The 16649-nt window shown below is 51.2% G+C and carries 13 protein-coding genes; 10 read left to right on the forward strand and 3 right to left on the reverse strand.

Annotation, left to right across the window (positions count from 1 at the left end):
- Positions 1-20: 20 nt before the first annotated feature.
- Both AK95_RS17235 and AK95_RS17240 read left to right on the forward strand, forming a co-directional pair.
- Positions 21-1166, forward strand: coding sequence for a glycoside hydrolase family 88/105 protein (locus tag AK95_RS17235; protein ID WP_071221139.1), 1146 nt, complete (start codon positions 21-23; stop codon positions 1164-1166).
- A complete protein-coding gene (locus AK95_RS17240) occupies positions 1163-3670 on the forward strand; it encodes a glycosyl hydrolase family 95 catalytic domain-containing protein (RefSeq protein ID WP_071221140.1) in 2508 nt (835 codons plus the stop codon). The genes AK95_RS17235 and AK95_RS17240 overlap by 4 nt, the downstream gene beginning before the upstream one ends.
- A 136-nt stretch (positions 3671-3806) precedes the next feature.
- Here AK95_RS17240 and AK95_RS17245 read toward each other — a convergent pair whose 3' ends face one another.
- Positions 3807-5879, reverse strand: a complete 2073-nt coding sequence (locus tag AK95_RS17245) for a serine hydrolase domain-containing protein (RefSeq protein WP_071221141.1) — start codon at positions 5877-5879, stop codon at positions 3807-3809.
- Between the two features lie 225 nt (positions 5880-6104).
- Positions 6105-6629 carry a phosphatase PAP2 family protein gene (locus tag AK95_RS17250; RefSeq protein WP_071221142.1) on the reverse strand — a complete coding sequence of 175 codons (525 nt, stop codon included), beginning with the start codon at positions 6627-6629 and terminating at the stop codon, positions 6105-6107.
- A 343-nt stretch (positions 6630-6972) separates the two neighbouring features.
- Here AK95_RS17250 and AK95_RS17255 point away from each other — a divergent pair, with 343 nt between their 5' ends.
- The 5 genes from AK95_RS17255 to argS all read left to right on the forward strand — a co-directional run bounded on the left by AK95_RS17255 (position 6973) and on the right by argS (position 11787).
- Positions 6973-7830 (forward strand): carbon-nitrogen hydrolase family protein, encoded by an 858-nt coding sequence (locus tag AK95_RS17255; RefSeq protein WP_071221143.1) that lies wholly within the window; start codon positions 6973-6975, stop codon positions 7828-7830.
- A 49-nt stretch (positions 7831-7879) separates the two neighbouring features.
- A complete protein-coding gene (locus AK95_RS17260; protein ID WP_071221144.1) occupies positions 7880-8551 on the forward strand; it encodes a GNAT family N-acetyltransferase in 672 nt (223 codons plus the stop codon).
- Between the two features lie 82 nt (positions 8552-8633).
- Positions 8634-9305, forward strand: a complete 672-nt coding sequence (locus AK95_RS17265; RefSeq protein WP_071221145.1) for a GNAT family acetyltransferase — start codon at positions 8634-8636, stop codon at positions 9303-9305.
- 380 nt (positions 9306-9685) lie between these two features.
- Positions 9686-10111 carry a YwiB family protein gene (locus AK95_RS17270; protein WP_071221146.1) on the forward strand — a complete coding sequence of 142 codons (426 nt, stop codon included), beginning with the start codon at positions 9686-9688 and terminating at the stop codon, positions 10109-10111.
- Positions 10108-11787: an arginine--tRNA ligase gene (gene argS / locus AK95_RS17275; RefSeq protein ID WP_071221147.1), complete on the forward strand. Its 1680-nt coding sequence runs from the start codon at positions 10108-10110 to the stop codon at positions 11785-11787. Before AK95_RS17270 ends, argS begins: the two co-directional genes overlap by 4 nt.
- A gap of 102 nt (positions 11788-11889) precedes the next feature.
- Here the strand turns inward: argS and AK95_RS17280 are convergent, their stop codons facing one another.
- The gene (locus AK95_RS17280; protein WP_071221148.1) at positions 11890-13038 is read right to left on the reverse strand and encodes a S8 family peptidase; all 1149 of its coding nucleotides are present in this window, start codon (positions 13036-13038) and stop codon (positions 11890-11892) included.
- 368 nt (positions 13039-13406) lie between these two features.
- Here AK95_RS17280 and rpoE point away from each other — a divergent pair, with 368 nt between their 5' ends.
- The 3 genes from rpoE to AK95_RS17295 all read left to right on the forward strand — a co-directional run.
- The gene (gene rpoE, locus AK95_RS17285) at positions 13407-13973 is read left to right on the forward strand and encodes a DNA-directed RNA polymerase subunit delta (RefSeq protein ID WP_071221149.1); all 567 of its coding nucleotides are present in this window, start codon (positions 13407-13409) and stop codon (positions 13971-13973) included.
- 700 nt (positions 13974-14673) lie between these two features.
- Positions 14674-16275, forward strand: coding sequence for a CTP synthase (locus AK95_RS17290; RefSeq protein ID WP_071221150.1), 1602 nt, complete (start codon positions 14674-14676; stop codon positions 16273-16275).
- 139 nt (positions 16276-16414) lie between these two features.
- A partial coding sequence (locus AK95_RS17295; RefSeq protein ID WP_162487597.1) for a transposase occupies positions 16415-16649 on the forward strand: 235 nt, incomplete at its 3' end.

Consider the following 16649-nt stretch of genomic DNA (forward strand, 5'->3'; position numbering starts at 1 on the left):
GGAGAGGGGAGTGGTTAACCGTGGCTGAAGTTACAGTCTTGGAACGAATACCGGTCCAGGTTGCAGAAACGATCCTGTCCGCTTGCGTGGACGGATACCATCCGAATATAGCCAACAAATGGGGCTACGTGGCCGGCATGGCTTTGACTGCATTGGGCCGCCTGGCCGATTGGACGGGTGAGGAGCGTTACAATGAAGTGGTCAAGCGTCATATGGACGTCTTCATACAGGAAGACGGGGCAATAGCCGGCTACACACTGGAGGACTATAATCTCGATCACATCAATAAAGGCAAAAATCTGCTGCCCTTGTGGCGCACGACAGGAGAGGAGAAATATCGCCGGGCTGCCGAGCTGCTGGCATCTCAGCTGGTTGGACAACCGCGGACCGACGAAGGCGGATTTTGGCATAAGAAAATCTATCCGTTTCAGATGTGGCTGGACGGCCTCTATATGTCGTCACCGTTTATGGCAGAATATGCAGAAACGTTTGATGAGCCGGCATGGTTCGACGAAGCTGCCCGGCAGCTGCTGCTCATCGAGCGGCGTACCCGGAATCCGCAGACGGGGCTGCTGCATCACGCCTATGATGAGAGCCGGGAGCAGCGCTGGTGCGACAAGGAAACGGGCCGCTCGCGCCATGTATGGGGCCGTGCCATGGGCTGGTATGCGATGGCGCTCGTGGACGCGCTGGAGTTTTTCCCCGTGAGCCATCCACAGCGCGGGCAGCTGATGGGCATTTTCGAACGGATGGCCAATGCGCTCGTACGCGTTCAGGATCAAGACAGCGGGCTGTGGTATCAGGTGATGGACTGCAATGGCCGGCAGGGCAATTATGTGGAAGCTTCGGGCTCCTGCATGTTGACCTATGCCTTGGCCAAGGGCATTCGGCTTCATTATTTGGCCGAGATCGACATCGGGGTGGTCAAACGCGCCTATGACGGCATCCAGAAACATTTTATCACCGTCGACGGCGAGGGGCTGCACCTTCACGGCATCTGCCACGGCGCCGGATTGGGCGGGCGCAAATACCGCGACGGATCATACGATTATTATTTAAGTGAAAAGGTTGTCAGTGATTCGCTCATGGGCGTCGCTCCGCTTCTGCTGGCCAGCATCGAAATGGAGAGGCTGCAGGCGGGGGGCAAAGGCGGGCATCGGGGATGAGTCAAGAGAACCTGTTAACCATGAGGTATCCCGCCTCTTGGTGGCGTAATATGTGGCGTGAGGCGCTGCCATCAGGCAATGGGATTGTCGGGGCCTCGGTATTCGGGGGCGTGCAGGAAGAGACGGTACTGCTGAATCACGAGGGGTTGTGGCATTGGGGCCGAAAGGATCCGCTGCCGGACGTGAGCATGACGCTCGCCGAAACACGAAGGCTGATGGATGAAGGACACTATACGGGGGCCAGCTGGAACTTGGCGAACGCTTTACGTGAGCGGGGATACGGGACGAAGCTGGCCTCCCGCTTTCCGCTTGCGGCGATTAAGTTGTTCATGCCCACTACACGGCCATTCCGTCGTTACCGAAGATCCCTCAATATGGAGACCGGCGAAGTTTCGGTAGGCTGGACGGACGGTTCGAACCGGTACGTAAGGCGGCTGTTCGTATCCCGTGCAGATGGGGCTGTCATCTATGAGATTGGCTCCGAAGAATGTGCCAATGAAGAAGTACACCCTGGAGACAGGAAAGGAACCGGCAAGCTTATCAAGGATCAAGCCGGGGTGAGTCACTGTATTTCGGGAGAGATCGGGCTGACGCTCTACCCAAGTGATCGGTGGGGAGATACACCGGAATTCAAGGAATTGGCCGAATCCGTGGTCACTTCGGCGAAGGGCGCGTATATCCGGTACGCCGGCCGCAATGATGACGGTACCGATTTCGGTGCCGTGCTGCGGCTTATTTGTGAAGGTGGAAGCTTGCAGTCAACTAAGGAAGGAACGATGTTGAATTTTACTAAGGCCCGGCGGGTGCTTGTACTGGTGAAAGTATTTATTCGTGGCAAGCGTGAACAGGAATGGGAGCAGCTTGAGCGTGAACTCAAAACCTTCCCTGAAACGTGTGAATATGACCTGTTGCTCAAGCGCCACACCGAACTCCATGGTCCTTTGTTCCATTCCGCATCCCTGGAGCTGAACACTGCCAACAGGGACGTGCGTTCGAGCGAGGAGCTGCTGCTGGAGGCTTACGAGGGCGAGGCGCCCGTATCGCTTGTCCGTAAAATGTGGGCTTATGGAAGGTACTTGTTTATTAGCGGGACGGCAGCCGAATCGGGGCCGTTCGGACTGTACGGCTTGTGGGGCGGAGACTACCGGCTTATATGGTGCCACCATATGGCGAATGAGAATATTCAAATGATGTATTGGCACGCGCATGTCGGCGGTTTAGGAGAGCTCGTCCCTTCCCTGTTCCGCTACTATGGCAGCCTGATGGACGATTTCCGCGGCAATGCCCGCAAGCTGTACGGATGTCGCGGAATCTACATCCCGGCTGGGACCACACCGGGGATCGGAACGCCGAATCAAATCGTACCCGTCATTCTAAACTGGACGGGAGCAGCCGGGTGGCTCGCCCGGCATTATTACGAGCATTTTTTGTATACGGGCGATATCCGGTTTTTGCGGGAGGAAGCGCTGCCGTTCATGCGCGAAGCTCTTCAATTCTACGAGGATTTCGCAGTCGTTGGTGAAGACGGCTCCTATCGTCTGTATCCTTCGGTATCGCCGGAGAATACCCCACTTAATTTCATGCCGGAGGACGGAAAGCAGCTGGCTCACCCGATGCCGACAACCGCCAATGCAACGATGGATATTGCGATTATGAAGGAGCTGCTTACCCATCTGATCGAAGCGAATCGGCTCGTCGGAGGCCCAGGTTCGAAGGATGAGGAGGAGCGGTGGAAGCGAATGCTGGACCGCATGCCGCCTTACCGGACGAACGAGGACGGTGCTCTTGCGGAATGGCTGGATCCCGCGTTTAAGGACCGATACGATCACCGTCATCTCTCACATATCTACCCCTTGTTCCCGGGTGATGAAGTGACCCGGGAATCAGCGCCGGAGCTGTATGTCGCCTTCGAGAAGGCGGTACGTCTGCGCCGGCTCGGCGCCCAAAGCGGCTGGTCGCTGGCTCATATGGCATCCATCTACGCGCGGCTGGGGGAAGGCGATCGTGCGCTGGCCTGTCTTGATACACTGGCGCAATCATGCCTGCTGCCGAATCTGTTTACCCTCCATAACGATTGGAGGGGGATGGGGATATGCATGGATATGCCGGCAGCGCCGATACAGCTCGATGCGAACATGGGTTGGGTGAATGCCGTACAGGAGATGCTGCTGCAGGTGTCGCCGGATATGGTGAAGCTCCTGCCGGCGCTGCCGGAGCGCTGGCGTAGTGGCCGGCTCTCAGACTGGAGGTTCCATACCGGTCGGATCACCGTGGAATGGGACCGGGATGCCGGTATGTTCCACGCCAAGCTTGAGGCTGAACGGGAGACGAACATCCTCGTTTCCCTGCCGCCTTGGGCAGGAAAAAGCTCCATATCCGGTCAGGGAGCCTTCATCCAGCCTTCATCTCGGGGACCCCTTGTTCATACGGTTCGTCTGGAGCCAGGGACACAGCTGTCGATCCATTGCAGCCCGCAGGTCGACGGGGACGTAATCGGACCTTGAAATTGTAGCTGGCGAAGACCGGTTAACGCAAAAAAAAGGCACCTCAACCATGGGCATTAGCTTTTGGTTGAGGTGCTTTTCCTTTATAAGTTAACTTGGCTTAACTGAGAACATGTTCCTAGGCTGCCCACCCTCATTACGGCTGCAGGGTGATACCGAATGCCGAACCTGGGGCACCGGCAAATACGACAGCTCCATTAGCAGGAAGCTTCACTTCGTTACTGCCGCTGACGATGCTGTAGTTCACAACGGCACCTTTTTCGTCATACACGGCGAATGCGCCTTGTGCTGGCAGGGTGACGGTCATGGTTTTGCCTTCAGCTTGTTTAGGGACGGTGTACCATTTGGCATAACCATCGGCTTGCAAGGTGACGGTTGATTTTTTTCCTTTATAAAGCGACTTTACGTTCTTACCGCTCACAAACAGGGAGCCTGCGCCTTCGAGATACTCTACGCCTTTTTCCTTATAGAAGCGGAATTCGGACGTATCCCGGCTGCCAATAGCCGGAACCTGATGCTGGCTTACTGCGGTATCCTGGTCTATGATCTTTTTGTCGATCATATAACCTTCCAGACCGCTCTCGCTGTTAATCTCAACCGTCGGTTTCGTAATGAAGTACATCAGCGATGTGAATTTCTCGTTCAATGGATAGAACGTTTCGCCTTCCCGCTTGGCCCAAGCAGCAGCGGTTTCCTTGGATAACGGGTTCGCTTCCATTTTCTCGGCGGTATAATGCGATAAAGCCATTTGCCCAAGTCCAGGAATCGTTACATATTGTCTTACCCATAAATAGATACGGTCATTCTTTTCTTTGACGAAGCTGACCTTCGTGCTGCCATCCGCGCTGACAAAGGTTCCATCCGCAGTGTATACATATTTCTCCGCAGGATAATCCGGCACCATCGGTACGGTAATGGATAGTTCGCCGTCCTTGATGTCGACTTTCATCTGCTGATTCGTCACGCCATAGTAACCGGCGAATTCCGCGATGTTGCCAGGTATCTCCGCTTTGACCGGTTTGCCGAATGATTTTTCCGGCTTAAATTCCTTGATGGTGCCTTTTTCCTTCAACGCATGCAGCAGAATTTCGTTGGCCAGCAATTGGTTCGTTGAGCTGGAACCGCCCGACGATAACACGGCAGCAGCCATGTTCTGCTCCGGAAGAACAACGAGCGAAGCGTGATACAGAATGGTGTCGCCACCTTTGGTCACGGCTTTCATGTCATACTGATTGAACGGGAACAGTCTCACGCTGTCCCAGCCAAGCCCGTAATCGAACGAGTTATCGGCATCCTCGGGCCACAGACCCCTTTTATACTCTTCCTGCTCCATGGCCTTAACGGATTTGTCGGAAAGAATGCCTTCGGCTTCTCCGGTGAAGATCTGCGCGAACTGTACCAAGTCTTCAGCCGTAGAATAGATGCCGCCGGTTCCGATCACATTGACCGTCTCGTTAGGAAGCTGTCCTTGGTGAGTAGGATAATACAGACCCGCCATTTGGCTTAAATCCAATGTATCTTGGGATGTCTTCGTGTGGTCCAAATCTAACGGCTCGGTAAAATATTGATGAATGAAGGCAGTAAAATCCTTGCCGCTCACTTTCTCTACCAGTATCTCAGCTAACGTGAATCCATCATTACAATAAACGGAGAACGCACCCGGATCCGCTTTCAGGTTTTGGGTGGACAGCTGCTTCAGCAGCGTGTCATGTGCATGAGGGTCATTATCCTCGAACAAAAATGCATTATTCAGGCTTGAGCCTTGCAGTCCGGAGGAATGGTTAAGCAGCATGCGCGGCGTGATTTTTTTGTAACGTTCGTCTTTCATCGTGAATTCGGGTATGTACTGAACCACAGGCGTATCCAGGTTGATTTTCCCCTCATCCACCAATTTCATTACCGCAGCGGCGGTGAACACTTTACTCGTGGAACCGATGGCATACATCGTATCTTTAGTCAGCGGTTTCTTTCCTTCCATATCATTGATGCCCTCTTGCCCGGACACGGTAATCACTCCGTTGTCGATAAGGGCATATTGAACGCTTGTCGTTCCATACGTCCCGGTGAGCAGCTTGGCTTTCTCTGCGGCGGTTTTCTCAAGGCTTCCTCCAGCGGCAGCTTGGCTGTTATCTGCTGCCATTACCCCAGCCGGAAGGATCATCGTAACGGCGAGTAGGGTAACCAGCATCCGTGATAGTCTTTTCTTCAATGAATAAATACCTCCTTATTAAGAATGTACTATTAGTACGATTTACCAGCCGGAATGGTTCAATCTTTTTTCGTATTTCTGCGAAATTATAATCTATACGTGTGGGAAAGATGTGAAAATTCCTATGTAGCAGCCTGGATAGAGGGTCAGCAAACACAAGTGAGGGAAGCACAAAAAAAGGCATTCCATCCATAGCCGTAAAGCCATGAGGGAGATGCCTGTATTTTAACTGAGTACGATAAGCAGCGCCGAGGTCGTTCCGACGAAACAGCCGGCCAAACAATCCGAAGGATAGTGAAAGCCAAGATAAATGCGTGACAGGCTGACCGTAAGGGCCAGCAGGATCAAGAGCAATGACAGCCACGGCGTTATGAACAGAAACGGCGTGATAATGGAAAAGATGGCCGTCGAGTGCCCGGAAGGAAACGAGTGATCCTTCATTGGTTTTTTTTCGAACCGCACCTTTTCAAGTGCCAGATAAGGCCTGATGCGCCGCATCTTCCTTTTGATGAGGGCCGTAATCAGGAAGCTGAGGGAAAGCGCAATAAAGCTCTGCCACCCCATCGTATTCCACGGCTCAGGTGCAAAAAACGCTATCGAAAGTGTCAGCACAATGGTAAAGATAGCACCCCCCATATGGGTGACCAGCGCGAGCATCGAATCCACCGTTTTGTTGCTGATCTTGCGGTTTAACCAGCGGAAGATAAGGTGGTCATGTTGCTGAAGCCAATCCATCGAACGAGTAATCATTGTGAACAGTACACCTCACATTATAATTTTGTAAGCTGTCAGCCCAAAGTCCAACCGGGCTGCAATATATGCTTGTAAGGGCTAAAGATTCATAGTGTAGACAAGAGGCTTACATACGACAGTATACAGGAGAATTGTAAAGCGTGGGTATGAATGACGTGTATTTTTTCATAAATTGAGCTTTCTTTGTCGCACGGCGAGTTGATGATATCCGTTTGAGCGTGTTGGAAGCTTGCTTCACAGGATTATGGTTTCCAAGGGAGGATGACTTCATGTTCCCATGTTCTCGAAGCTCGGAATCCGATATAATGAAAGCATCTAACTATGCCTAAGGAGGAGAAGCATGAAATTTCGCGTTTCTGCCGTGCAATATCATCTGCACACCATTCAATCCTTTGACGATTTTGCCCATCAGTCGGAGCATTATATCCGGACGGCGGAGGAATTTGAAGCCGACTTTGTGCTGTTTCCGGAATTTTTTACGACCCAGCTGATGTCCATCGGGGATGATCAAGGCAAGGCATTGACGATCAATGATCTTCCGGATTTCACAGACCGTTACCGCGAGCTGTTTCAAGGCTTTGCGAAGCAATATCATATGCATATCATTGGCGGGACGCACGTCATTCGCCGGCAAGGGAAGCTGTACAATGTAGCGCATCTGTTCTATCCGGACGGCCGCATTGCGGAGCAGGCCAAGATTCATATCACACCTTCGGAGATTAGCGGATGGAATATGGGTGCGGGCGAAGGGCTCGAAGTGTTCGAGACAGAAAAAGGCACCGTTGCGATGCTGACCTGTTATGACATCGAATTTCCTGAGATTGTGCGCATGGCCAAGGCTAAAGGGGCCGACGTCATTTTCTGTCCGTCCTGTACGGATGATCGTCACGGATTCCACCGCGTTCGTTACACCAGCCATGCCCGCGCCATTGAGAATCAAATCTATGTGGTGCTGACCGGTACCGTTGGTTCGCTGCCAACCGTGGATCTGATGCGTGCCAACTTCGGACAGGCGGCCATCATTACCCCGAACGATATCCCGTTTCCTCCACAGGGCCTGCTGGCAGAGGGAGAGCTGAACAACGACATGATCATTACCGCCGATCTCGATCTGGATTTATTGTATCAAGTGCGCGAGAAGGGCTCCGTCACGACATGGCGTGACCGGCGTACTGATTTGTATCCGGATTGGGAGTAAGCCGTTTATCATGATTTGAGGAAAATAGGACAAAGGCGGTGCAGAGGAAATGGTCCGGTTTCATCAACAGTTTTATGTATTTGACGATGCCCGGCCGGTGCCGGTTATCATTCGAAGCTACACGGAAGCGGATTTTGACGAGCTGATCGTCATCCAATCCGAGACGTTCCCGCCCCCGTATCCGCCGGAGCAGTGGTGGAACAATGAGCAGCTGAAGCAGCATGTCACCCTGTTCCCTGAGGGGGCTCTGTGCGTTGAAGTGGAAGGCATGCTCGCCGGGTCCATCACTTCGCTCATCGTGGATTATGATCCGATGGAGCCTGCCCACTCCTGGGCGGATACCACGGATAACGGGTATATCCGGACGCATAAGCCGGACGGGAATACGCTATACATTGCCGACATTTGCGTCAGGCCGCGCTTTCGTAAGCTTGGACTCGGCAAATGGCTGATTCAGTCGCTGTACCATGTGACGGTGAATCGGGGACTGGACCGACTGCTTGGCGGTGGACGGATGCCCGGCTATCATCGGCATGCCCATCAAATGTCGGCTGCGGAGTATCTGGACGCTGTTGTCCGGGGTGATCTCAAGGATCCGGTGATTACCTTCCTGCTTCGTTGCGGCCGGACGCCCGTTGGGGTAGCGGCAGATTATTTGGAGGATGAAGAGTCCTGCAACTACGGGGCTCTGATGGAATGGAAGAACCCTTTCACTGGATAAGTAGTTTCGCTAGAACGATAATGAATTGGCTTCATATATAAAATGGATTTTTTGATTACATATATAAGGAGGCTTTTATCTAATGGAATATATCCGTATTACAAGCATCGACGATCCCTTGTTCCGAAAAATGCACAATCTAATGAAGGAAGTGTTCCCTCCGGAAGAGGTGCTGGAATTCAGTCTATGGAAAGAACCGTTGGAGGATCCGGGTATTCGGGTGTTTGTTGCCCTGCATGAGGACGAAGTGATGGGTACAACGGAATACCGCTATTACGAGGACTGGAATGTAGCGATGACCGATTTTACCATCATCGGGCGTGAAGGGCTTGGCATCGGCCGATTCTTGGCACAGCATCGCTTAAAGGATCTGAATCAGCTGGCTGCCGCGAACGGCAAAGAGCTGTTCGGCATGTTTGCCGAGATTTACGATCCGTACCGGGTGCAGGACCATGCATTTGGCGGCGTGAAGCCGATGGATCCTTTTGTTCGCCGCGAAGTCCTCTCGCATCTTGGCTACAAACGCACAGATATCGCCTACGTTCATCCTTCCTGGAACAATGATGGCGAAGCGGTGAGCGGGCTCGATTTGTGCTTTATGCCTGGCGATGATGCCGTTGATGAGCTGTCTACGGAGCTGATCGTTAACTTCCTGAGACGTTACTATTCGGTACTGCCTGAGAAACCACAGGCCTGGAACGACATGGTGTCCAAGCTGGAATTGCGGGAGAAGGTAGCCTTGCTTCCGTTGTAACTTATACGATAGTTCATGCCTGATTCGTTACGGATCAGGCATATTCTTTTCCGGTTATGCCTACAGCATGTGGTATTTGGCATTCTAGTCGTAGGATGGCAGAGGGCAAGGTTATCGGGGGAACCTTGTTTCCTTGATCGGGGAAATTTAGCCCGTGCCCCCTACTCCATTGGGCGAGAAGACTCTGGAGGAAAACACAGGTGTACGTTACCGTGAGTGGCACAAGCAATGGGCCGAGAAATACGGGGATTGAGGATGCACCCGATCTTTCGTGTAAGCACGCGGATAGACGTTTACTTCACATTTGCTAAAATCCTCATTTGAATTGCAGGGCTATACTGGATATAGTGATACAATAGGTAAGGAAAAGAGGAACGAACATGAACGACCGAAAACAAGTGAGCATCCGTCTTCAAAGCCTTCACGAAGGGGAGAATACGATACAGGAGCTTCCGGCAGAGGCGTTTATCAAAGGGAATGTCCTGTATGTTCGCTATACCGAACCAGCGCTTGGACCGCATCAAGGGGAAACCCGGGCCATGCTCAAGCTGACGGAGGACGAGCTGAAGCTGATCCGTCACGGCGAGGTGGAGTCCGAGCAGGCATTTAAGCTGGGTCAGCGATTGCCTGGGTATTACCGCTCCCCGTTCACTTCATTTAATCTGTCTACGCATACCCAGCGTCTGGAGCTTGCGCTTGAAGGCGTGTCCGGACGAGCGGCTTGGGCGTATGATTTATATGTGTTTGATGAGTTTTCGGGACACTTTTCTATCAGTTTGACTATTCAGGAGGCACATGAATCATGACAATGAATCCATTAGATCACATTAACGGGCTGGTTGCTGAGGCGGTGGCGGACGCTGCCGTAGCTGCAGGACTGGTTTCCCGTGAGGAATTGCCAGGCATTACGCTTGAAGTTCCCAAGGATAAGTCGCATGGCGACTTGGCTACGAACGTAGCGATGCAGTTGACACGAATCGCCAAGAAGAACCCGCGACAAATTGCAGAGGCTATCCTGGAACATCTGGACATGGCGAAGGCTTCCATTCAAAAAGCAGAAATAGCCGGGCCAGGATTCATCAACTTTACCTTGGACAAGGGGTATCTCTATCCGATCGTTGCGTTGGTAGAAGAACAGGGCGACAACTACGGGCGAATTGCTACCGGAGAGGGGCAAAAGGTTCAGATGGAGTTTGTCAGCGCCAATCCCACCGGAAGTTTGCACCTGGGACATGCCCGCGGAGCGGCGGTAGGCGATGCCCTTTGCAATGTGCTTGATTTTGCTGGATACGAAGTGACGCGCGAATACTACATTAATGATGCAGGCAACCAAGTCGTGAACCTGATAAAATCCCTCGAAGCCCGTTATCTGCAGGAGCTCGGTCAGAATGCCGAAATGCCGGAAGATGGATACCACGGCGAAGATATCAAAGGGTTTGCTAAAGAGCTTGTAGCTGAGAAGGGCGACTCTTTGCTGTCCATGGATCCAGGCGAGAGAGCGGCATTCCTTCGTCAGTTCGGGCTTGAGAAGGAACTGGATAAAATCAAACGCGATTTGAATCGATTCCGCGTTCATTTTGACGAATGGTTTAGTGAGACATCTCTGTACGAGAACGGACTCGTGGAGAAATCCCTGGAAGAGCTGAAATCGAAGGGCGAAGCTTATGAGAAGGATGGGGCAACCTGGCTTCGTACCACCGACTATGGGGATGACAAAGACCGCGTCCTCGTGAAGAATGACGGAACCTATACTTACCTAACGCCGGATATTGCGTACCACCGCAATAAATACGAGCGCGGCTACGACAAGATCCTCAATATTTGGGGAGCCGATCACCATGGTTACATTCCGCGGATGAAGGCAGCTATGGAGGCGCTGGGCAATGATCCGGACAAACTGATTGTATTGATCGCCCAGATGGTCAGCCTGTTCCAGGATGGCGAGAAAGTGAAAATGTCCAAGCGTACCGGTAAAGCGGTCACGATGGAAGACCTGATGGATGAAGTCGGCGTTGACGCAATCCGCTATTTCTTCACTATGCGCAGCATGGATTCGCATCTGGATTTCGATATGGATCTGGCGGTGTCAACGTCCAATGAGAATCCGGTCTTCTATGTGCAGTATGCTCACGCACGTATCTGCAGCGTATTCCGCCAAGCGGAGGAGCAGGGCGTTAACCTCCTGCCGCTTTCGGAAGTGAACCTGAGCGTTCTGACAACCGAGCACGAATACGACATTTTGCGCAAAATAGGAGAGCTCCCGCAGGAAGTGTCGCTTGCTGCAGAGAACTATGCTCCGCACCGACTTATCCGGTATGTATACGAGCTGGCCTCCTTGTTCCACAGCTACTATCGAGCTGAGCGCGTGATTACGGAGGATGCGGATCAAACGCAGGCTCGCCTGACTTTGCTTCGAGCTGTTCGTACGGTTATTGCTAACGTGCTTCGCCTGATGGGCGTATCGGCGCCGGAACGGATGTAAGGAGCCTTAATTTGAATATGTGACAGCAGCCGTCTTTCCGTGGAAAGGCGGCTGTTTTTAATTTGTAAACGGACTTTCTTTTGTAGGTGCTGAAGAATCAGTCTATAATTTCATGCCCTCGCGCAAAAATTTCAAGGCATTTACCTCTCCATCGGAGACGCTGTATCCTTTTTTAAGCTTAAGGGGAGAGGAGGTGCGTCGCAGCAGGGCCTTAATGGTAGCCGTTTTTTTTAGGTCAGGCTTTTGCGCAAGCAGCAGGGCGATCGCTCCGCTGACGTGCGAAGTCGCCATAGAGGTGCCACTCATCTCGTGGTATTTTCCTTGCAGCCAAGCGGACACGATTTTATCTCCAGGTGCATAAATATCGACAAATTGCCCGCGATTGCTAAAGGCAGGGATCTTCCGGTTACGGTCGGTAGCTCCGACGGATATGGTTTGAGGATAACGGGCAGGATAGTCAGCAGTACGGCGTTTGCCGTCATTGCCGGATGAGGCTACAATAATGACGCCTGCTTGATTGGCCTTGCCTACAACATCCAGCAACGCGCGGCTTCGGGTCTGCATACCGAAACTCATATTAATGATATCGATCTCGGCCCGCACGCACCAGTCGATGGCCAGAATGATATCCGACACAAAGGCGGATCCGTTGTGATCAAAGGCTTTGACTGGATACACCACAGATCTTGGAGCAACGCCAATCATGCCCTGCGTGCTGTTCGCAGCAGCGATGGTACCCGAAATATGTGTTCCGTGTCCATTGTCATCATATGGCGGTATGTTCCGATGGACGAGATTAATCCCTCGAGTCAGCGAATACTTCAGATCGGGGTGAGCGAAATCCACCCCGGTGTCGATAACCGCAATCTTCATGCGGTGTCCTGTCGAGATCGACCAGGCTTGAGGGGCTTTGATCTGCTTGATACCCCATGGGATCCCGGTTAGCGTTCCAATTGTCCCTTGTATGGCTTGGATATGAACCTGGTCATCCTCTTCTACCATCAGTTCATTCCGAAACTCCGCTTCAAACTTCGCGGTTTGGGGAGCTGGAGCGATGATGGTTTGGGTAAGCGGCGAATAGCTGACTGAGCTCGGGAAACGCCTTTTCCCGACAAGTCTTATCCATTCGCGGATACATTCCTGGTACAGCTGAGGGTCATGAAACGTGAGGAGCCGCCGGTTCATTTCCCGGACGTTCCGCATAGGGTTCGTCTCTGTAAGTAGTGATTGCATGATCCGGGTGTAATCCATATGTGGCAATCTCCCTTCTCGATGAACCGTTGCTTCAGTATTGTATGAACCGGGGAGAGTGCCCGAATGGGATGTTGCCCTTTTTCCGGGAAATAGGCCCTGTTTACCGTGTCAAAGCAGCAGGGCTAACATAAGATACATGGAGGGAACATCAAGGTTCTCTTATCTAATCCCGTAAGGAGTCGATCCTTGGGGCGGATACAGTCAGAAGACGGAGACAATTGTCTCCGTCTTTTTCCTTTTGGTACCTGATGGGTAATGTAGCGCAGAAAAACTTGATTTTTATTTCCAAATAGGTTTTACTTAGTTTTGATAATGGATATGTTGAGGGTATAACGTGAAGATTGTGTGAGAGGAAGTGTGCGTTAGTGAGTAATCCGCTCAATTTAAAGATCGATCCGGAGAAGATTCAGGAAATCCCAATGGTTGACCTGGCTTTTATGGTTCTGAAGGCGGCGAATACGCCGTATTATTACCGTGACCTTATGAATGAGGTGGCTAAGCTTCGCGGCTTTACGGAACAGGAAATTAACGAAACGATTGCCCAGTTATATACCGAGATCAATATAGACGGACGTTTCGCATGTGTAGGAACGAATCTGTGGGGACTAAAGCGCTGGTATCCGCTCGAGAAGTCCGAGGATCCGATTGCGAACGCCAAGCGTCCGCGGATCATCAACGATGAAGATGATGATGACGATGACTTCACCGATGAAGAAGATACTTATAGCGGTGACGATGTCGAGGAGGATTTCGACAGCATCGATGAAGAAGATGGTGATCACGACGATCTCTTCCCGGATGATGACGATGCTGACGATGAAGTAGACGAAGAGGTTGTTCTGGATGATGACGAATTGGAAGACGAGGATTCCGAATCCGATGAGGAAGATGATCTGGAAGATGAAGCATTTGAGGAAGACGATAAGGATTAATCCCTCATGCAGCAGGGACTTTAGCACTTGTCTGAGCTGATTATGACTGTGTTTTACATTGTCAGCCGATTGGGGAATTTTGAGGTTGCTTCTTCTCTTGACAAGCAGACAAGGCACAGAGTAAACTATTGCTTGGGCTTATGATTGTGGATTAAATATGTTTAATATAAAAGTGCCCCGTTATCTATTCGGGGTCACTTTTTTTGTTTTTAAGGCTCAGAAAGTGTAAACGACGCTAGCTTCTGGACCTAATAACGCAAGAGAAACTACCTTATCAAAAGCGGTCTGTCTTCTGGAAGTTTGTCGATAGACATTTTTTCTTTGGACTGTGGAGGCATCCTTCCTGTAGGGACTGGACTTTCATGGTCTCTTGCAGTGAGTATTCCGCCGGTAGGGGACATCTTCTGCTAAACCTTATGTCAACTAAGATTCAAGTTTGCAGTTGTTTAAGATGAGGTATGGAAACCGCTCGTCTTGATGCCTCATAACGCATGCCGTGTTAAGCAGCTCGACATGATATGAGGATCATTTAAGCGTCAATATATGCGGTTTGTAATAGGTCGGAGGTCAGCTCGCTCACCATTTTTGGAAGCGAGCGATGCTTTTTTGTTGGTCCCTCTGATGAATCAGGGGAAAACGGGTTAGGATAAACATCATATGTCGCCTGAAGTTATGGAGATTATATAGGAGGGTTTTTACAGTGACAAAGTATATTTTTGTAACAGGCGGGGTCGTGTCATCTCTTGGTAAGGGAATTACCGCCGCTTCGCTCGGTAGATTGCTTAAGAACAGAGGGCTCAAGGTAACGATTCAGAAATTCGATCCGTACATTAATATAGATCCGGGCACCATGAGTCCTTACCAGCATGGCGAAGTATTCGTTACGGACGACGGTGCGGAAACCGACCTGGACCTGGGACACTATGAGCGCTTCATCGATATTAACCTGTCGAAGAACAGCAATGTGACAACAGGGAAAGTATACTCTTCTGTTATCAGCAAGGAACGTCGGGGAGAATATTTGGGCGGTACCGTGCAGGTAATCCCTCATATTACGAACGAAATCAAGGAGCGCGTGTTCCGTGCAGGCCGTGAAGCGGGTTCGGATGTGGTTATTACCGAAATCGGCGGAACGGTCGGCGATATCGAAAGCCTTCCTTTCCTTGAGGCGATCCGTCAAATTAAGAGCGACGTTGGCCGTGAGAACGTGATGTATATTCATGTAACCCTCATTCCATATATTAAGGCAGCCGGTGAAGTAAAAACGAAGCCGACCCAGCACAGTGTAAAAGAACTCCGCAGTATCGGCATTCAGCCGAATGTTATCGTGTGCCGTACGGAGCATGAGCTTTCAACCGAGATGAAAGCAAAAATCGCGCTCTTCTGCGATATCGATCCTAACGCGGTTGTAGAATGTCGCGATGCCTCCTCGCTGTATGAGGTGCCGCTGAATTTGCGTGAAGAAGGTCTTGATGAAATTGTAGTCAATCATTTGAAATTGACTACCCCTGCGCCGGATATGAGCGAGTGGGAAGATCTGGTGGAGCGTGTATCCAAACTGGAGAAGACCGTTGAGATTGCGATCGTTGGTAAATATGTCGCACTGCACGATGCATACCTCAGTGTTGTTGAATCCCTGTCTCATGCAGGCTTTGATGCTAATGCTGACGTGAAGATCCGCTGGGTGAATGCCGAAGAGATTACGGCAGACAACGTGGAAGAGGCCTTGAGTGGCATTGGTGGTATCCTTGTACCAGGTGGATTTGGAGATCGGGGTATCGAAGGTAAGATCAGCGCGATTCGTTATGCCCGTGAGCGCAACATTCCATTCTTCGGCATTTGTCTTGGGATGCAAGTGTCTGTTATTGAATATGCCCGTTCGATTGTCGGTCTGAACGGCGCGAACAGCTCGGAAATTGATCCGGCTACCGAATATCCAGTCATCGACCTGCTGCCGGAGCAGAAGGATATCGAGGATCTTGGCGGAACGATGCGTTTGGGTCTGTATCCATGTAAGCTGGTTCCAGGATCGCTTGCAGAGTCCTGCTACCAGGACGAGCTCGTTTATGAAAGACATCGCCACCGGTATGAGTTCAACAACCAGTACCGCGAAGATATTGAAAAAGCAGGTCTGCGCATATCCGGTACTTCTCCGGATGGACGTCTGGTTGAAATTGTAGAGCTGCCAGGACACCCTTGGTTCCTCGCCGTGCAATTCCATCCGGAATTCACTTCCCGACCGAACCGTCCGCAGCCGCTGTTCCGTGAATTTGTAAAAGCCTCGATCCAGCATCAGGCATAATGAGAAGAGCCTCTTTTGAAGAGGCTCTCAGGCTGTCGAGAAAGTCGCGACAGCTATTTTTTTGTGTATTTAATTCAATACGACACCGCGTTAATATTATATAATATTAGTAAATAAACCGTTCGGAAGGGTGTTAAACATGTTGCGTTCTAACCGAGAAAAACAGCAGGCTTACGAGTTTGTTTCGATTGAAGAATTGGTTCCACAAGATCATCTGCTCCGTAAAGTGGACAAGTATATCGATTTTTCTTTCATCGACGAAAAGGTCCGTCCGCTTTACTGTGCTGATAATGGGCGACCAGCCATCGATCCTGTCGTGTTATTTAAGATGATTTTCCTCGGTTATTTTTACGGCATCCGTTCGGAGCGTCAAC

Source organism: Paenibacillus sp. LC231 (assembly GCF_001860525.1).
Classification (GTDB): domain Bacteria; phylum Bacillota; class Bacilli; order Paenibacillales; family Paenibacillaceae; genus Paenibacillus_AQ.